16 protein-coding genes and 1 tRNA gene are annotated in these 17,729 nt (G+C 45.7%); 8 read left to right on the top strand and 9 right to left on the bottom strand.

Translation table 11 applies throughout. The features are described 5' to 3' along the window. Positions 1-3: 3 nt before the first annotated feature. Positions 4-504 (top strand): hypothetical protein, encoded by a 501-nt coding sequence (locus tag VC82_RS15775; protein ID WP_245615959.1) that lies wholly within the window; start codon positions 4-6, stop codon positions 502-504. On the opposite strand, the gene VC82_RS02650 is transcribed toward VC82_RS15775, so the two are convergent. Beyond that, positions 470-543, bottom strand: a tRNA-Arg gene (locus VC82_RS02650). The two genes, VC82_RS15775 and VC82_RS02650, sit on opposite strands and share 35 nt — an antisense overlap. A gap of 65 nt (positions 544-608) precedes the next feature. Between VC82_RS02650 and VC82_RS02645 the strand changes: the two genes are divergently transcribed. Further along, entirely contained in the window at positions 609-1,121 is a 513-nt protein-coding gene (locus VC82_RS02645; protein WP_045801003.1) for an adenine phosphoribosyltransferase, read from the top strand. Here VC82_RS02645 and VC82_RS02640 read toward each other — a convergent pair. The 5 genes from VC82_RS02640 to VC82_RS02625 all read right to left on the bottom strand — a co-directional run bounded on the left by VC82_RS02640 (position 1,115) and on the right by VC82_RS02625 (position 5,350). After that, complete coding sequence (locus tag VC82_RS02640; RefSeq protein ID WP_045801002.1) at positions 1,115-1,270, bottom strand: hypothetical protein; 156 nt, start codon at positions 1,268-1,270, stop codon at positions 1,115-1,117. The two genes, VC82_RS02645 and VC82_RS02640, sit on opposite strands and share 7 nt — an antisense overlap. A gap of 117 nt (positions 1,271-1,387) precedes the next feature. After that, entirely contained in the window at positions 1,388-2,584 is a 1,197-nt protein-coding gene (locus VC82_RS02635) for a cell envelope integrity TolA family protein (RefSeq protein WP_245615958.1), read from the bottom strand. Next, positions 2,581-2,721: a hypothetical protein gene (locus tag VC82_RS15770; protein ID WP_245615957.1), complete on the bottom strand. Its 141-nt coding sequence runs from the start codon at positions 2,719-2,721 to the stop codon at positions 2,581-2,583. The genes VC82_RS02635 and VC82_RS15770 overlap by 4 nt, the downstream gene beginning before the upstream one ends. A 454-nt stretch (positions 2,722-3,175) precedes the next feature. Further along, on the bottom strand, positions 3,176-4,984 hold the full coding sequence (locus VC82_RS02630; RefSeq protein ID WP_045801001.1) for a M56 family metallopeptidase: 1,809 nt from the start codon (positions 4,982-4,984) through the stop codon (positions 3,176-3,178). Positions 4,985-4,990: 6 nt separating this feature from the next. Then, a complete protein-coding gene (locus tag VC82_RS02625) occupies positions 4,991-5,350 on the bottom strand; it encodes a BlaI/MecI/CopY family transcriptional regulator (RefSeq protein WP_045801000.1) in 360 nt (119 codons plus the stop codon). Between the two features lie 151 nt (positions 5,351-5,501). On the opposite strand from VC82_RS02625, the gene VC82_RS02620 reads away from it, so the two are divergent. Beyond that, positions 5,502-6,440: a calcium/sodium antiporter gene (locus VC82_RS02620; RefSeq protein ID WP_045803197.1), complete on the top strand. Its 939-nt coding sequence runs from the start codon at positions 5,502-5,504 to the stop codon at positions 6,438-6,440. 206 nt (positions 6,441-6,646) lie between these two features. On the opposite strand, the gene VC82_RS02615 is transcribed toward VC82_RS02620, so the two are convergent. Further along, complete coding sequence (locus VC82_RS02615) at positions 6,647-7,672, bottom strand: glutamine synthetase beta-grasp domain-containing protein (RefSeq protein WP_045800999.1); 1,026 nt, start codon at positions 7,670-7,672, stop codon at positions 6,647-6,649. Positions 7,673-7,882: 210 nt separating this feature from the next. Between VC82_RS02615 and VC82_RS02610 the strand changes: the two genes are divergently transcribed. The 4 genes from VC82_RS02610 (at position 7,883) to VC82_RS02595 (ending at position 13,521) form a co-directional block, all read left to right on the top strand. After that, complete coding sequence (locus VC82_RS02610; protein ID WP_045800998.1) at positions 7,883-10,069, top strand: glutamine synthetase III family protein; 2,187 nt, start codon at positions 7,883-7,885, stop codon at positions 10,067-10,069. A gap of 70 nt (positions 10,070-10,139) precedes the next feature. After that, the gene (locus VC82_RS02605) at positions 10,140-11,126 is read left to right on the top strand and encodes a serine/threonine dehydratase (RefSeq protein WP_045800997.1); all 987 of its coding nucleotides are present in this window, start codon (positions 10,140-10,142) and stop codon (positions 11,124-11,126) included. Between the two features lie 90 nt (positions 11,127-11,216). After that, positions 11,217-12,578, top strand: coding sequence for a Gfo/Idh/MocA family oxidoreductase (locus tag VC82_RS02600; RefSeq protein WP_045800996.1), 1,362 nt, complete (start codon positions 11,217-11,219; stop codon positions 12,576-12,578). 40 nt (positions 12,579-12,618) lie between these two features. After that, on the top strand, positions 12,619-13,521 hold the full coding sequence (locus VC82_RS02595) for a hypothetical protein (protein WP_045800995.1): 903 nt from the start codon (positions 12,619-12,621) through the stop codon (positions 13,519-13,521). 80 nt (positions 13,522-13,601) lie between these two features. On the opposite strand, the gene VC82_RS02590 is transcribed toward VC82_RS02595, so the two are convergent. Together VC82_RS02590 and VC82_RS02585 are read right to left on the bottom strand one after the other, a co-directional pair. Next, a complete protein-coding gene (locus VC82_RS02590) occupies positions 13,602-15,869 on the bottom strand; it encodes a xanthine dehydrogenase family protein molybdopterin-binding subunit (RefSeq protein WP_045800994.1) in 2,268 nt (755 codons plus the stop codon). Positions 15,870-15,892: 23 nt separating this feature from the next. Next, positions 15,893-16,354, bottom strand: coding sequence for a (2Fe-2S)-binding protein (locus VC82_RS02585; protein WP_045800993.1), 462 nt, complete (start codon positions 16,352-16,354; stop codon positions 15,893-15,895). Positions 16,355-16,506: 152 nt separating this feature from the next. Between VC82_RS02585 and VC82_RS02580 the strand changes: the two genes are divergently transcribed. Continuing rightward, complete coding sequence (locus VC82_RS02580; RefSeq protein ID WP_045800992.1) at positions 16,507-17,685, top strand: AIR synthase related protein; 1,179 nt, start codon at positions 16,507-16,509, stop codon at positions 17,683-17,685. The last annotated feature ends 44 nt before the right edge of the window (positions 17,686-17,729 follow it).

Genomic DNA, 17,729 nt, shown 5'->3' with positions numbered 1-17,729 from the left:
ACATTGATCGATCAAAACCAAGAGGCACTTCAGGACCAAAGACGATTGACCAAAGAACTTAATCAGGTCAAAGAACAGATAAACACTTTGGAAAGAAGGTATGTGGTGCTGAACGAGATTACAAGGTCACAGTACGACCTTTTTATGCCTGAATTGAAGACGAAACAAAGGGAATTGGAAACAAGATTGGGCAATGAGGGAATAAATAGTTCAAACCTTAAAAAGTCTGTGAAAATGGCACTTGATTACGCATGTAACTTACCGTCATTGTGGAAGTTAGGAGATTTGGAAACTAAACGTGCCATCCAATATATGGTGTTCCCCGACGGGATTCGGTATGACTTCAAAAACAAGCTAGTTCAAACTTTTCGGGTCAATGGGATTTTCGCTGCAATCCGCTCGTTTTCAGGCAATTTGAAGGAAATAAAAAACGGGAATTTCCACTCGATTTGTGAAAAATCCCGTTTAGTGACCTCCGCAGGATTCAAACCTGCAACCTCTTGAGCCGTAATCAAGTGCTCTATTCAGTTGAGCTAGGAGGCCTTTACAATAAGGGCTGCAAATATATTTCTTTTTAAATTTACTACAAAACCGATAGATACAATTCAATGGATTTTGAACCTTTTATTCGCCATATTAGCGATTTTCCAAAACCTGGCATTTCCTTTAAAGACATTACCCCGCTTCTAAATAATCCAAAGGCTTTTTCTGCAGCAGCCGAAACCCTGTTCGAAATGGTGAGCGTCGGAAAGATAGACAAGGTGGTGGGCATTGATAGCAGGGGGTTTATCTTCGCTCCCATATTGGCCAAAAAATTGGATGCCGGGTTTGTTCCGGTGCGTAAAAAGGGGAAGCTACCGTTTACTACCATCTCAGAGTCTTTTGATCTCGAATACGGAGTTGATCGGTTAGAGGTCCATACCGATGCAATCAAGAGGGGCGAAAAGGTGTTGGTGCATGACGATGTTCTTGCCACGGGAGGTACTGCCAAGGCAGTCTGTAATCTGGTCGAGAAGTTGGGCGGCGAAGTGGTACAATGTAATTTTTTGATTGTGCTCGAGTATCTGAACGGGCCGCAAAAATTAAACGGCTACCCGCTCACATCGCTACTGACCTATTGATCAAGGGCCCTAATGGTGACATAGTAACGCCAGCCCAAAAGGGCCAATTGCCACTTAGAGGCCTTGGCGGGGTCTAACCCTTTTTTTGTCAACGAGGGCAGCAAGATTTTGTTCATTTTGGCCAAAAACCTAAAAAATCCCGTTTTCATTTGCTGATTTTGTCAAAGGTACTTTAAAACAAAAATGTAAAATCGATATTACTATTTAAAATTAAAAGCGGTCAATGGGGTTGACCGCTTTTTGTTATGGTTGGTTCTTTGGGCTGCTTATTTCTGATCGTTGCCCATCATGTTCTTGGCCAGCTCTGTACCGATAAGCGATTCTAATAGATTGCCGGTGCCGTTACTGTCTGTACCACCCTTGATGTAGATGTCGGGCAGGTTCAGACTTTTAAGTTGCCCGGCAACGCCCACAGCAGTTTTGTACTGCCATTCGGCGCGCTCTTGGGGGGTTAGCCCTGCGCTGACCAATTTGGCATTCTGATAGACCTCTGCATCGGCAGCCACTTTTTTGCTTTGGGCCTTGAACTTCTCTACCTCAAACTGTTTTTTCTCTTTTATGAGATTGAATTCGGCCACTTTGGCCTCAGTTTCGGCAGCGATGGTCTTCTGGATCTGCTCTTTTTCGAGCCGTGCACGTTCAGCGGCTTTTTCGGCCTCGCCACGGGCCTTTTCTTTTTGGGCGCGGTAAAACTCACGCTCGGCCTGTTGCTTTTCCAATTGGGTCTGTGCCACCTCTTCTTTTTGCAACTGAAGTCGTTTGTCGAAGGTTTCTTCCCAGTCGATCTCGGTGACCACGGCTTGCACAACGGTAAGCCCATATGCCTTGAGCGAGTTGCCGTGCTCGCGTACTGGAATGCCATCCTTATACTTTATACGAAAGCGTTTTTGTTTGGTCTCTTTGTTGATAACCGTCCGCACGGTCGATGAATCGCCAATAATCTCTTTGGGCTTGTCTGCAGAGTACTCTTCCAGTACATACATGCCATTCTCTAGCTGATCTTTGAAATAGCGATCAAAATCAGAAGCTTGGCCCGAAATGTAGTCTTGGGCATCCATCAGTTTACAGGTGTTCTTGATAGACTGATCGATATTGGGAATGATTCTTGAGCGAATAAGATTCTGCTCCGTTTTATTACGATCTGCGACCGACAAGAACTGCCCTTCATCTTCAGTATTGATACTGATGACCACAGAAGTGGCTATTCTTGCTTTCACTGCATCACTGAATGCCCGATACTTTGCCTTGTCGACGTTGGCATATTCACTCTGCTCACCCAATTCGCCATTGCTGTCGGGGATAACATATTTTATGGGCAGCTCGAATTGAATGGGAATCAACAGGCCCCACATTTTCGTGTGTATGCCTTGCCTAAACACTGCTTTTTGACCGCCCCATGGGTATTGCACCGCATAGGCCGTACCGGGCTCGGCGTAAAAGAGTGTACCGGTTACGATGCTCAATAAATGCCCACGAGAATTATTTGCAAGCTTCGTTTGGTGTTGAACCAAGACAATAGTCCATTGCCTTTGAAAAGGGGTTTTATGATCAGGGTTGCAATACCCACTATAATGACGAAAATTCCTAAGAAAGTTAACATGACGGTTGGTTTTAAGGTTATCAAATAATTAATGTGATGATCTGCACGAAAAGCATGACCAAAATTTTTATCAGGGTGATCATTGTTGTTTGATTAAAGGGTTGAACAATTGACTTTGAACCGGTTCGTTTTTTCAATATATAATGACATTTGTCATGTTTCCAAACAAATTGAAAGAAATAAATGAAATTGAATACGAATATGTAATTAAAAAAATACTATTGATTACGAATTTTATGTGACCTCCTTGAGTGAAGTTATAGGCTAGAAGGCGAAACGGAGGTTTTGACTAGAAACAGGTAGAATTGTAGGGCCTTTTTTGGTCAAATTTGAAATTGCAAGGCCCTTTTCGTTTAAAAAATGCCGCTTTTTGGCAATTTCGTTATTTGTGATGAACGAAAAAACCGCCCCGAATGTGAAAGGGGGCGGTCTATAAAATTATTTGTTTTTTTGGTCAGTTTTCTTTTTTGGTCGTGATTTCTACCACCCCATCCTTTGCTTTTTTGCCATACTTCTTGATTGCTTTGTCTCCCTTCCAAACATTTATCGACTCAATATCATTTTGAGAAAGCTTTTGAGCATCTTTGGCAGTTGCTTTTTTGCCATCTATAAAGTAAAGGGTATTCTCACTGTTTTTGGTGTCTAGGACAAAGGCACCTTTCTTTTTGGTAATATCAACTTCCTCATCAGAGTCGGCAATAATTTTTACGCTGTAGCCGCTCCCTTTTTTTTCATTATCACCGTCGTCAGATTTCCAGTAGATGTATTTGTCTTCATCGCTGGAGCCAATCTTTTTAACTTTTATGATTTTTTCACGATTGTCCTCTTCATCTACTTTTATTTCATGAATGATCACATTGCCATTGATACTATCGGTGGCGTCGAGCATTTGGACAAAGATTTTCTCGGCCTTGCTTTCTTCGCCTAGCTCTTCTCTTGACACTACCTTGCCATTGACCTTGATGATCTCTCGGTCATTTTCTTTGGTAATTACGATATCTTTTAGTTTCCCTGATTTATCCGAGCCACTCCAGAACATTGCATTTCCACCTGTTTTCATGGTAAAATTGTGCCCCATGTGGTTACCTACCGATGCGGTGCCGTTTTCAGTATCAACGCGTAACATGACAGGGTCTATCGGCTCTTCTGATTCTACATCGAAATTGGCGTTGAAGGTCTTGCCACTTTCAGAACGTCCTTGTAAGTGAATTTTGAGGGCTATTATTTTCTTGTCATCATTGCGAACTGTGCGATAGCTCAGATCCACTCCTTCTTTCTTTAGGTCCTCCTTGACTTTTTTGAGTTCTTCATCGGTGGTGCCACTATTGATGATTACCTCAATTCTCGCGTCTTCGTTTTGTTCAACGGCCTTGATGCCATTGCTGGAGGCAATATATACCTCTTTGGTATTAAATGCCACCAATAGACCCGCAAGCACCGGCACAACAGGCAACATCTTCAGTAGACTTCGTTTTTTTGATTGATTTTTGTTCATCATGACTATTCGTTTTTTGGTTAATGAATTAAAAAAGGGATTTACGATCGCTATTTTATGGCTGCCCACGGCCTGCTTCAACATCACGTACTGGTAAAACTTTTTGTTGGAAAACGATTTACAGGTCTTGGCATCGGCCAAATATTCCAGGTTTTGTTTTACTGCCAAACGATATAACCAAATGGCAGGGTTGAACCATTGGAGCACCAAGATGATCTCTGTCAAGAGTATGTCCAGAGAGTGCAGCTCTTTGGCATGAACTTTTTCATGAGCCAAAATGGCCTGCAGCTCACTTTTTTCAAACTGTCTCGGATGATAGAATATATGCCTGAAAAAAGAAAAAGGGGCAATTTTTTCTGGGGTTCTGACATGATAAAAATTATCTTCAGGAACTATTACGCTGTTCAGTTTTACTCTTTGGATGGTCTGCAACTGTAGTAGCAATCTAATACCGAAGTAAAGAACCCCCACAATGTAGATGGTCAGAAAAAACAGTCCCCAATTAAAAGCGTCCGTATTGTCTGCCGCGACACTTTGCAAAGCTGTCGCGTTAACGGAAACCGCACTATTGACAGCTGAGGTCGGTTCGATCGTAACGGTCTTGGTCAGCGTTACAAAAGGAAAGAGAACCGCGATCAGCAGGCCACTGATCAGAAAAAGGCGGTTTTCGGTAAAGAGTGTTTCCCTTTTTAGAAAAAAGTGATAGGCTAAAATAAACAGCACTAGTACCACCGAGGTTTTCAATAAATGCTCGAAAAAGATTTCCATGGTGTGCTATTTTTTGCTTTCGATTAGTGCAATAATCTCTTTCAGTTCTTCAACCGAAATCTTTTCTTCCTTGGCAAAGAAAGAAACCAAGCTCTTGTAGGAGTTGTCGTAGAAGTTGGCAATGGTCGAGTTAACATATCTTTTTCGATATTCCTCTTTGCTTATCACCGGGTAATAGCGATGGGTATTGCCAAAGGCTTCATGGGAAACATAACCTTTATCCTCTAGATTGCGAACAATGGTAGAAAGTGTATTGTAATGGGGCTTGTTCCCCTTGAATTCGGCCAAAATGTCTTTTACGAAGGCTTTTTTGAGTCTCCAAAGAATAATCATGACCTCCTCTTCCTTATTGGTCAACTTCTGCATAGTGTGCTATTTTGGAATAAACGTACTACGATAATTTTAGTTTCACAACTATTTTTATAGTTATTTAACTAAATTTTTAGTATTTCCTTTCAATGGTATTGTGCATCATGACTTGAAATCTTCCCATATATTTGCCCAAATTTCATCTGACTTGATAAACGCACTTTTTATCTTATTGGGGCTCGTATTGCTTATTTTGGGTGGCAAGTGGTTGCTTAAAGCTGCGGTCGCCCTCTCACTACGGCTAGAGATTCCCAAGATTGTGATCGGCATGACCGTTGTGTCGTTCGCTACTTCTGCCCCAGAATTGATTGTCAGTGTAAATGCCGCGCTTGACGGTTTCCCAGATCTTTCATTGGGCAATATGGTGGGTTCCAATATAGCCAATCTTGGGTTGGTTTTGGGGGTCACGGTGTTATTGGGCAGTATCAACGTTCGTAAAAGCTTTTACACCACCGACTGGCCCGTTATGATGTTGGCCACCTTGCTTTTTGTGGGGTTTATATATTTTGACGGAGTGCTCCAGCGCTACGAAGGGGTCATTATGGTGGTGACGCTCTTTTTGTTCTTGGTGTACCTGCTCCGCTTTCAAAAACCTGCCGTGGTCGATGAATTGCCCGAAGATGATGTGCTGTTGCCCTTGCATAAAACCGTTTTGTACTTGGGGCTGGGGGGCACGGCCCTTTGGGGCGGCTCTGAGCTTATGGTAGATGGTGCCGTTGGGCTGGCAAAAGCCTTTGGTGTCAGCGAGCGTGTTATTGCCATAACCGTTGTTTCTGTTGGCACTAGTATTCCTGAACTTTCCGCATCGGTAATCGCTATAGTGAAAAAAGAAAAAGCGATTTCCGTCGGAAATTTGATAGGGTCCAACATTTTCAACCTTTTGGCGGTCTTGGGCATAACCTCTATCATTGCCCCGATACGGGGTGTAGACCAGGGATTGTTGACCGGTGATATCTTCTGGCTGTTTGGCATCTCGTTTCTGATACTTCCGCTGGTGTTCTTTCCAAAGGGTCTCCGTTTGGGGTGGCGAGATGGCTTGGTGCTATTGGCATTTTATGCTATCTTCATTTACCTGACGGTGAAATAGAGTAAAAGATGTCTTTTCCAGAAAATCTTCGATTGGAAAAGCGCATTATGTCATAACAACATCCCCTTCATAATTTCATATGGCCCATTCGCATGCCAGATAGGGGCAAAGGCTATTGGATGAATACGCCATTAAAGCGGTTAAAATGAAAAAACCGCCTGTTTCGAGCAAAACAAGCGGTTCCATTATAAACAATAACTACAAATTTATACCAAAGCCCCTACATCGACCGACTTGACCGTTTTAATGATTCGGGCCGCTACTTTGTATGGATCAGCGTTCGAGGCGGGCCTACGGTCTTCCAACCAGCCTTTCCAACCCTTTTCGACCGTCATGATCGGAATTCGTATGGAGGCACCCCTATCGGAGACGCCATAACTGAATTCGTGAATCGATTGGGTTTCGTGAAGACCGGTCAAACGTTGGTCATTGAATTCACCATATACCTCGATATGCTCTTTGGTCACAGGCTTAAAGGCCTCACAGATTTTTTCGTAGACCTCTTTAGAACCACAGGTTCTCAACACGCTGTTCGAGAAGTTGGCGTGCATACCGCTACCGTTCCAATCGCCTTTAACAGGTTTTGGGTGGTATTCGATATAGTAGCCATATTCTTCTGTAAGTCTGTCGAGCAGATATCGTGCTATCCAGACTTGGTCACCGGCGTTTTTGGCGCCTTTGGCGAAAATCTGGAATTCCCACTGGCCACAGGCAACTTCCTGGTTGATACCCTCAAAGTTCAGTCCGGCCTCGATACAATAATCGGCATGGCGCTCCACAATTTCCCGCCCGTGGGTGTTTCTTCCGCCAACAGAGCAATAGTACAAGCCTTGTGGGCCGGGGTATCCGCCAACAGGAAAGCCCAAGGGAAGCTGAGTATGGGTATCCATTATAAAGTATTCTTGCTCAAATCCGAACCAGAAATCATCGTTTTCATCACCATCAATAGTGGCCCTTGAGTTGGAAGGATGCGGCTCACCATCAGCGGTCAGTACTTCTGACATCACCAAATAACCATTTTCTCTTGCGGGATCGGGATAAATAGCAACGGGCTTAAGTAAACAGTCTGAAGAACCGCCTTCGGCCTGCTTTGTAGAACTTCCGTCAAAAGACCAAATGGGACAATCTTCCAGCTTTCCGCTGAAATTTTCCTCTATTTTGGTCTTACTTCGCATATTGGCGGTGGGGGTATAACCGTCAAGCCAAATGTACTCTAGTTTTGATTTACTCATAATTCGGATAATTTTCGTTCTCAAATTTAACTTGGACAAAAATATATTTTTTGAACAAACAAACCTGATTTTTAAGGGTTAAAAACATCATTTTTTCGATATAATTGATACACCCCCTAAATTTTAGGGGGTAAAATGAACAAAAAATAATTTTTGTACGTTATATTATTAATTTGCTAATGATTAGTTTTGCCCTGTAATACCAATGACATGTCGAAGATTAGATTTGATGCGCTAACCGAAAGCCATAAACGCACACCGATTACCATTGAGGAAAAAGGAAAACGCTCTGAACTTTTTGCCAAGAACGTTTTCAACGATGAAAAAATGCTTCAGTACTTGAGTCGTGAGGCCTATAAAAAGGTTAAGGACGCGATTTTTTCAGGTAAGAAAATCGACCGTAAAATAGCAGACCAAGTGGCCGAGGGCATGAAAGCGTGGGCCCTTTCGATGGGCGCTACCCATTACACGCATTGGTTCCAGCCTTTGACAGGGGCCACAGCAGAGAAGCACGATGCTTTTTTTGACCTGTTGCCCGATGGCCGCGCCATGGAAAAATTTGGGGGCAGCCAATTGGTGCAACAAGAGCCGGATGCCTCAAGTTTTCCGAGTGGCGGCATCCGAAATACCTTTGAGGCCCGTGGCTATACCGCTTGGGACCCAACCTCACCGGCCTTCATCTATAAAACCACATTGTGCATCCCTACAATTTTTGTTGCGTATACAGGAGAGGCTTTAGATAACAAAGCACCCCTCTTAAGGGCGTTGCACGCTGTTGACGAGGCGGCCACAGCGGTTGCCCAATACTTTGACAAGAATGTGCGCAAGGTCTACGCCACTTTGGGATGGGAGCAAGAATATTTTTTGTTGGACAAGGCCTTGGCCAAATCGCGCCCTGACCTTTTGATGACCGGGCGTACCTTGGTCGGCAATGCAGCGGCAAAAGACCAACAACTTGACGACCACTATTTTGGGGTCATCCACAGCCGGGTCTTGAGTTTTATGAGCGACCTAGAAAAACAGTGCACACAACTGGGCATACCAGTTAAGACACGTCACAACGAGGTGGCACCAAACCAGTTCGAGTTGGCCCCTGTCTATGAAGAGGCCAATCTATCGGTAGACCACAACCTATTGCTAATGGATTTAATGGAAGAGATAGGCGATAAGCATGGTTTTGTGGTGCTTTTTCATGAAAAACCCTTTGCCGGGCTCAATGGTTCGGGCAAACACAATAATTGGTCATTGGCCACAGATACGGGAGTAAACCTGTTGAGCCCGGGCAGCACACCAATGAAGAACCTACAGTTTCTGACCTTTTTTGTAAATACCATCAAGGCGGTCGATACCTATGAAGAGCTGTTGCGTTCGTCCATTGCTTCGGCGGGCAACGACCATCGATTGGGAGCCAATGAGGCACCTCCGGCGATCTTGTCCATTTTTGTGGGCAAGCAGTTGGCCAGTGTGCTAGATGAGCTTGAAGGGGTGTCGCAGGGCAAATTGTCCCCAGAGGAAAAGACCGAGCTAAAGCTCAATGTGGTCGGCAAAATACCTGAAATATTGCTCGATAACACAGACCGCAACAGAACTTCGCCCTTTGCCTTTACCGGCAACAAATTTGAAATGAGAGGGGTGGGTTCCCAGATGAACTGTGCAAAGCCCATGACGGTTTTGAATACCATTGTGGCCAAGCAGTTGACCGACTTTAAGAAAGAGGTAGATGCGCTCATTGACAAAAAGAACCTAAAAAAGGATGAAGCGGTCTTCAATGTGCTTCGAGAGTACATCAAGACCTCAAAGCGCATTCGTTTTGATGGCGATGGGTACAGTGTTGACTGGGAGAAGGAAGCAAAAAAGCGTAAGCTCAGCAACAATAAAAATACTCCCGATGCCTTGAGAGTTCTTGCCACCAAAGAGGTGGTGAAGCTTTTTGGCGATATGGGGGTTATGAGCGAGGTTGAACTGAACGCGCATCGCGAGGTTGAATTGGGAGCCTATGTTTTCCATATACAGATAGAAGGTAGGGTGTTGGGTGAAATGGTCAACAATTATGTGGTTCCTGCAGTGGTGAAATACCAAAATCAATTACTGCAGAATGTTCAGGGGTTCAAAGAGGTCTATGGTGCCGGCCATAAAAAACTTGTAGGGCCCCAACTCGACATTTTGCAGAAAATGACAAGGCACCTCGATGAAGTGAAAAAGCAGACCGATGCCATGATCGAGGCGCGAAAAAAGGCAAATGCCCTTACCGACATCACCAAAAAGGCCGAGGCATACTGCAATGAGGTACGGCCATTTTTTGAATCGATTCGATATCATGTCGACCGGCTTGAACGTTTAGTAGCTGACGAGCACTGGCCCTTTACCAAGTACAGGGAGTTGCTGTTTGTGAAGTGAGCCCCCTCTCTTGGGAAGAGGGTCGGGTTGAAAGGGATAAAAACCTCCTAAATTTGGAAAAAACAAATCTATGGACTTAATCCTAGAAGACATCCAAGCTGCCAAAAGACGCATTGACCCCTACATCAAACAAACTCCCATTTTGTATTCTTCGCTGTTGAACAAATGGCTTGGCCATGATATTTACTTCAAGTGCGAAAACTTCCAGAAAATAGGGGCTTTCAAGGTTCGTGGTGGAGTGAACACGGTGTCATGGTTGATTGAAAACAACAACCGTCCTAAGCATATAGTGGCCAACAGTTCGGGCAACCATGCCCAGGCCGTGGCCTACGCTGCAAAACAGTTTAATATCCCTGCAACTATCTACATGCCCAACTATTCCTCAAAGGTGAAGGTGCAGGCCACAAAGGGCTACGGGGCCGAGGTGGTGTTGAGCGAGACCCGCGATATTACCGATGTCAAGGTACAGGAAGCGGCTACCAAAGAGGGAACCTATTGGATACCCCCCTATAACCACGAGCAGGTTATCTGTGGGCAGGGCACTGCCGTTTACGAAGCACTGACCGAACTTGGGGAGGTCAATGCCGTGTTTGCCCCCTGTGGCGGCGGTGGCTTGCTATCGGGTTCCCTCATCGCATCACGGGGCCTATCGCCCAAAACAATGGTCATTGGGGTTGAACCGCTCAATGCCAATGATGCTGCCGAATCGTTGCGAAAGGGCAGCATACAACGGTTGTCGGGAGTGCCCGATACGCTGGCTGATGGGGCCATGACGATGGCCGTGGGCGACATCACCTTCGAATATTTGAAAAAACTTGACGGTTTCTATGAAATTGAAGAAATGTTTTTGGCATATTGGACGCAATGGCTTACCCATTTATTGAAGTGCCGTATCGAGCCTACCTGTGCCATGACGATGGAAGCCGTCAGAAGATGGCTAAAGACCCAGCAATCAAAACAAAAGGTGCTCGTGGTCATTTCAGGGGGCAATGTTGACCAAGCCACTACCCAAAGGATTTGGGCCGAGGATTTTTTGCAGTTGCTTCCTGGGTTGTAATGCCCACCAAGCTGGTATGCGCCGGGGTAGCGCCCCATCAACCGATAGCTTTTAGTATCTTCAAGCATCCGTAACTACTGAAGATGGGCAATGGCGAATTTGTATATCAATAGACGAAATTTTTTAAAGGGAACCACTGCTGCTTTGGCACTTTCTTCATTTGGGGCCTATGGGCTGGAGTTGATGCATACTGACAGAAAATGGCGGGTGGGCCTCATCGGTGCCGGCTGGTATGGTAAAAGCGACCTGTTTCGGCTGATTCAGGTGGCAAACGTAGAGGTGGTTTCGTTGTGTGATGTGGATGAAAAACACTTGAGGGAAGCAGCTGCGATGGTCGCCCAGCGGCAAAAGTCTGGCAAACAGCCACGTTTGTACGAAGACTACAGAAAGATGTTGGCCGAAGGGGATTTGGATATTGTTGTGATAGGCACACCCGATCATTGGCACGCCCTACAGGCCATTGAGGCGATAAAGTCGGGTGCCCACGTATATCTGCAAAAGCCTATAAGTGTCGATGTTTTGGAGGGCGAAGCTATCTTGTCCACGGCTCGAAAACATGGCAAAACCGTACAGATTGGCACTCAAAGAAGAAGTACGCCCCATTTGATGGAGGGGAAGAAAAACATCATCGACAAAGGCCTCTTAGGTACTGTTTCACATGTTGAAATGTGCTGTTACTACCATATGCGTTTCAATGGCAACCCACCTCTTAAAATGGTTCCTGAATTCTTTGATTATGATTTGTGGACGGGCCCTGCCCCGATGCGCCCCTTTGATGGGCTTCCACATGGTAGGTGGCGCTCGTTTATGGAATATGGCAATGGCATAGTCGGCGATATGTGTGTGCACATGCTCGATACTGTGCGTTGGATGCTTGGTCTGGGGTGGCCCAAGCGCATCAGCTCTACAGGAGGCATTTACGTGCAAAAAGATTCCAAGGCGAACATACCAGATACCCAGACCGCGATTTTCGAATTTGAAGGGCTCAACTGTGTCTGGCAACATCGAACGTGGGGCAATCCTCCGGATCCCGAGTATCCCTGGGCATTTTTTATCTATGGCGATAAGGGAACCTTTAAGGGCAGTGTATTCAAGTATGAGTATATGCCCCATAATGGTGGTGAAACCATTAAGAAAGATGTCGTTTACGAAAGGGATCAATATCCTGAGGATTTAACTGAAGATCGTATTGAGTTGCATACCGCACCGGCCACCCGACTGCACATGCTCGACTTTTTGGCTGCCATTGAGAACAAAACACATCCTGTGGCAGATGTAGCGGAAGGGCACATATCAACGGCCAGTTGTATTTTGGCAAACATGGCCATGGCACTGCAGCGCCCCTTGATATACGATCCAGAAAAACGAATTGTGGTCAACGATGGGGAAGCTACCGCCCTTTTGAAAAGACCCTATCGCGAACCATGGCAGCATCCCTTAAATATTGGTTAAAGAAGTTGCTTTGCAAGGTATTTTATGGCAACTTCTGGGTATGAAAACATCTTTTGGAAGAAATACCTTCTTGTTTCTATTTGTACTTCTATCAAAAATGGCCATTTGGGCACATCCGACAGGTAACATGATTACCGTGGGTGAGTTCGTGCTTTGGCCTTATGTTGACCCTGTCGATGATTTGGCCCACCATGCGTGCGTAATGGTTTGGCACCCAGACAGATCGCCCAAAGTGCTGCTCAAATCTGAACATGCGGCAAGCGACTTTATGCTCTATAACCGGGGCGAAACTGTTTATGCCATAGAGCGCCGCCATATCGGACAAACCCAAAAATTTGAGGTACGGATCCTAAAATTCAGAATCGGTGAAAGCCCCAACATTATTTGGGATTGGTTCGAGGACCGCTGGAGAATAGGGGAGGGTGGTTTTATGATGCCCAGTGATGATGAAATTGTTTTCGGCAAGTATCCTGGTATATACAGTCTCAAGCGACAAGCGAAGCCTGCGCCATATTTTGAGTTTGGCTCCCCGATAAACAGGATAAGGGCTGTGCAGGGAAACAATCTTTTGTTGTTGGGCGAAGACGATTGTTGGCTGGTTGATTCCGACGGAAATATCATCAAGCAATGGAATGATCTCTTGCTGAATGAAGTAGCTCAGGCCCCATTGGGCAGAAACCAAGTTTTTGATGCCGATTATAAAGATGGAGAACTCCTTTTGGCCTATTGGGGCAACAGGTCATATGTTGTCATGGCAGATACAGGGGGCAGTGAAGAGCTGCTAAAACAAGCAAATCCGTTGGTGCCCCACTGGGTGGCACACTACGGGGAGGGTAAGCTGCTGTTTTCTTCAAAGCTGGTGTTCGATGGCAGCAATCCGAAACCACAATTGAGGCTATATAAGACCAAAAATGTGGTGGAGGATGTTTGGATAGCTAATTAGTATACCTTTCGAACAGCCTATGGCATTCAATAGGAAAATAAAAAATCAAAAAGCCCGGTCGTTTTTCCGGGCTTTTTGACCTAACCGACCAAAGGCGGTTTGTCGGTAATGAACGGCTGGTGATAATAACGCCTTCCCGTGGCCTTATATAAAGCATTGGCCAGAGCGCCCATAATCGGCGGAAAGGGCGGTTCTCCCATACCTGTGGGATCAATACCATTGTCCACAAAATGTGTTTCAATTTCTTTGGGGGCCTCACTGTGCCGAATCAAACGGTACTTGTCAAAATTTTGCTGTTCGGGCGTACCATCTTTAAAGGTCAGCTGACTGTACATGGCATGACCGATGCCGTCTACAACCCCGCCCTCGGCCATATTGGTGGCTGCGTCGGGGTTGACCACAATACCGCAGTCGATGGCAGAAGTAACTTTTTGTACCACCGGGGTATTGTTTTCCATGGCGATATCCAACACTTGGGCTACATAACTGTTATGGCAGAAATAGGCCGACACCCCGCGGTGAACCCCAGATTGGCTCTGCCCCCAATTTGATTTTTCCCGAACTAATTCCAAAACGCCGGCATAACGCGAAGCATCATAATCGTTTAGCTCTGCATCGCCTACAGGATTTTCTTGCGCACGTTTTAGTAACTCCAATCTGAAGTCGATGGGGTCTTTGCCCATTTCTTCTGCCACTTCATCCAAAAATGATTGTTCGGCACCGGCAATAAAATTGGACCGTGGTGCTCTGAAAGCACCTGTTGTGATATTGGAGTCAACCGTAAAATTCTCAGCCAAATAATTGTCGATGGCCCCAGCGGGAAAGCGGTTTGCAAAGAGTGGGCTCTCAGGTATCCCACCGGCTTTTACATGAAAGGCCATAAGATTGTTATCGGCGTCAAATGCGGCACGATAGGTGGCATAGTATGATGGGCGGTATGTGCCTTGCGACATATCGTCTTCTCGGCTATAGACCAGCTTTATAGGGGTCACCATCTTCTTTGATATTGCGGCTGCCTCTACCATAAAATGTCCATACAGCCTGCGGCCAAAGCCGCCCCCTTGACGGGTCATTTGAATATCGACTTTCTCTAAGGGAAGGCCTAGGTGTTCGGCTATGGCCGGTTCCATAAATTCAGGGGTCTGGGTAGGGCCCAACAACTCTGCATGGTCTTCTGTGACATGGGCAAAGAAATTCATAGGTTCCATGGTGTTGTGCGCCAAAAACGGACAACTGTAACTGCGTTCAATGACTTTGGCAGCGTTTGCGAAGGCAGCCTCCGGATTGCCATCTCGTCGCACTACATTTCCTTTTCGGGAATTCAGTTCTTTCAGTTTTGCAGTATGGGTGTCCGAATTTTCCATGCCGGCAGGGTAGTTTACCTTCATTTCGTTTCCAAAAAGGCTCATCGCCTCAATGGTATCCGGCGACTGTTCCCACTCAATATTCAGTGTTTTTTTTGCCTGCATTACCTGCCAAGTCGTTTCACCCACTACGGCGACCAATTCGTTGAAGGCCGTCTGGTGGAAGGCCGATTTCTTAAAGTCATCGTCATATAGCTTTATTGAAAAAACATCGCGAATACCGGGCATTTGCTTTGCCTCTTCTGCGTCGAAAGATTTTAAGCGCATGCCAAAAGCAGGAGGATGGGCCAAAGTGGCGATCAACATGCCTTCGCGTTGCACATCGATGCCGAACAAGGGTTGGCCTGTAACAATCTTTAACCCATCGACATTTTTACGGGAAGTACCTATTATGGAAAAATCGGAGCGTTCTTTTAACTCAACCTCTTCGGGAACTTCCATTTGAGCTGCGGCCGATGCCATTTCACCGTAGCCGGCCGAGTTGCCACTGGCTTCATGGGCAAGTACACCCGCTACCGCCGTAATTTCACCCACGGGTACCTGCCAGGCCCTGGCGGCAGCCTCTTTCAACATGTGGCGGGCTGTTGCCCCGGCCATACGAAGGCTTTGCCACGAGCTACTGATCGAACGGCTGCCACCAGCAACTTGCCAGTTATAAAGATTGGTGTTAAGGGGTGCCTGTTCGACAATGACGTTTTTCCAGTCTATCTCCAGTTCGTCTGCAACGATCATGGGCATGGAGGTCTTTACGTTCTGACCGATTTCTGGATTGGGTGACATAATGGTCACCACACCGTTATCGCCAATTTTGAGATAACCATTGATCTCAAACCATTCGTTGGGCATCTCAAGGGCCGCTATGGTCTCTGCTTGCTTGGGTTTGCAAGAGTTCAAAAAGCTGAAACCCAATACGAGTCCACCCCCGGCCAAACTGGTGTTTTTGATAAAGGCCCTACGTCCGATATGTGTTTTGATGAGTGTCATGATAGTTTGTTAAAGAGGATGGATTATGATTCGCTGCCAGCGGCTATTTTGACAGCCTTTTTTATTCTGAGATAGGTGCCGCAACGACAAATGTTGCCGTTCATGGCCATATCGATTTCCGCATCTGTGGGATTCGGATTTTTTTTCAACAATGCCGAAGCGGTCATGATCTGTCCCGCTTGACAGTAGCCACATTGGGGAACATCGACCTCGAGCCATGCCTTTTGTACTGGGTGGTCACCGTTTTCTGAAAGTCCCTCGATCGTGGTTACTTCTTGGTTTCCAACCGACGATACCGTTATCATGCAAGAACGTACGGCGACATCTCCAAGATGCACGGTGCACGCCCCGCACTGTGCAATGCCACAGCCGTATTTGGTGCCAACCAGTTTTAGGTGATCGCGCAGTACCCAGAGCATGGGTGTTGATGGGTCAACGTCCACCTCTTGTGTTTTTCCGTTGATGTTAAGTGTAAAATTTGCCATGATTTTAGTTATTCCTTTAAAATTATGATATTTTATTAATAATTGAATGTAAAATCTAAACTATTGCCAAGGTTTAATGTTAAAATTTGAATGTTTGTTATAATGGGCTATAGTCTATACACTTTCCCTATTTTTGCGCAAACACCGTTCGAATGTCCTCAAATACCAGTAAGCGATATGCCCAACGTGGGGTTTCGGCCTCAAAGGAAGACGTGCACAACGCCATCAAAAACATTGATAAGGGGTTGTTTCCCAAGGCTTTTTGTAAGATAGTACCCGATTATTTGACCGGTAGCGAAACACATTGCCTGGTCATGCATGCCGATGGGGCTGGTACCAAGTCATCATTGGCCTATATGTATTGGAAAGAAACGGGCGATTTGAGCGTTTGGAAAGGCATCGCCCAAGATGCCTTGGTCATGAACATCGATGACCTGATATGTGTGGGAGCCGTTGACAACATTATGCTCTCTTCGACCATTGGGCGAAACAAGAACCTGATTCCCGGAGAGGTCATCTCGGCCATCATCAACGGCACTGAAGAATTGATTACCGACTTGGTCAAGCATGGTATTACCATTCATTCCACCGGTGGTGAAACGGCTGATGTGGGCGATTTGGTTCGTACCATCATCGTCGACAGCACGGTCATCGCACGAATGAAACGCAGCGAGGTTATTGACAATGCCAATATTAGGGCAGGGGATGTGATAGTTGGGCTGGCCTCTTTTGGCAAAGCGACCTACGAGCAGGAGTACAATGGCGGTATGGGCAGCAATGGTCTTACCTCGGCGCGGCATGATGTTTTTGGAAAATATTTGGCGGAAAAGTATCCTGAAAGTTTTGACCCAGCCGTACCAGACGATTTAGTATATTCTGGAAAAGTACGACTTACAGATTCCGTTTCCGGTTCACCGCTGGATGCCGGTAAACTCGTTCTTTCGCCTACGCGCACCTATGCGCCTGTGGTGAAGGAAATCCTGAAAAGATATACATCAGAAGTAATACACGGTATGGTGCATTGTAGTGGTGGGGCACAGACCAAAATTCTACATTTTGTGGAGGACGCTCATGTGATCAAAGACAATCTGTTTCCTGTTCCCCCACTGTTTAGGTTGATTCAAGAGCAATCGGGCACCGATTGGAAAGAAATGTACCAAGTGTTCAACTGCGGACACCGTTTGGAACTATACGTGGACGCAGCTATTGCAGAAGACCTTATTTCCATATCAAAAAGCTTTGACATCGATGCAAGAATCATAGGCCGTGTTGAAGAATCTAAAGGCAAAAGGCTGACCATCAAAAGCGAATACGGTACTTTCGACTACTGACCATACGAATACCCCAAATCAAACGTTTACATTATAAACCCCGA

Source organism: Flagellimonas lutaonensis (assembly GCF_000963865.1).
In the GTDB taxonomy this organism is placed as follows: Bacteria; Bacteroidota; Bacteroidia; order Flavobacteriales; family Flavobacteriaceae; genus Flagellimonas_A; species Flagellimonas_A lutaonensis.
Note: the sequence above shows the minus strand (reverse complement) of the source record. Positions and strands in the feature narration are given on the sequence as shown.

Bases quoted from the DNA above. Each gene is read 5' to 3' on its own strand.
- VC82_RS15770 (WP_245615957.1), bottom strand. From the start codon at position 2,721: ATGTTAACTTTCTTAGGAATTTTCGTCATTATAGTGGGTATTGCAACC.
- VC82_RS02615 (WP_045800999.1), bottom strand. From the start codon at position 7,672: ATGAGTAAATCAAAACTAGAGTACATTTGGCTTGACGGTTATACCCCC.
- VC82_RS02600 (WP_045800996.1), top strand. From the start codon at position 11,217: ATGGCGAATTTGTATATCAATAGACGAAATTTTTTAAAGGGAACCACT.
- VC82_RS02625 (WP_045801000.1), bottom strand. From the start codon at position 5,350: ATGCAGAAGTTGACCAATAAGGAAGAGGAGGTCATGATTATTCTTTGG.
- VC82_RS02610 (WP_045800998.1), top strand. From the start codon at position 7,883: ATGTCGAAGATTAGATTTGATGCGCTAACCGAAAGCCATAAACGCACA.
- VC82_RS02605 (WP_045800997.1), top strand. From the start codon at position 10,140: ATGGACTTAATCCTAGAAGACATCCAAGCTGCCAAAAGACGCATTGAC.
- VC82_RS02595 (WP_045800995.1), top strand. From the start codon at position 12,619: ATGAAAACATCTTTTGGAAGAAATACCTTCTTGTTTCTATTTGTACTT.
- VC82_RS02645 (WP_045801003.1), top strand. From the start codon at position 609: ATGGATTTTGAACCTTTTATTCGCCATATTAGCGATTTTCCAAAACCT.
- VC82_RS02630 (WP_045801001.1), bottom strand. From the start codon at position 4,984: ATGGAAATCTTTTTCGAGCATTTATTGAAAACCTCGGTGGTACTAGTG.
- VC82_RS02640 (WP_045801002.1), bottom strand. From the start codon at position 1,270: ATGAAAACGGGATTTTTTAGGTTTTTGGCCAAAATGAACAAAATCTTG.
- VC82_RS02580 (WP_045800992.1), top strand. From the start codon at position 16,507: ATGTCCTCAAATACCAGTAAGCGATATGCCCAACGTGGGGTTTCGGCC.
- VC82_RS02585 (WP_045800993.1), bottom strand. From the start codon at position 16,354: ATGGCAAATTTTACACTTAACATCAACGGAAAAACACAAGAGGTGGAC.
- VC82_RS02590 (WP_045800994.1), bottom strand. From the start codon at position 15,869: ATGACACTCATCAAAACACATATCGGACGTAGGGCCTTTATCAAAAAC.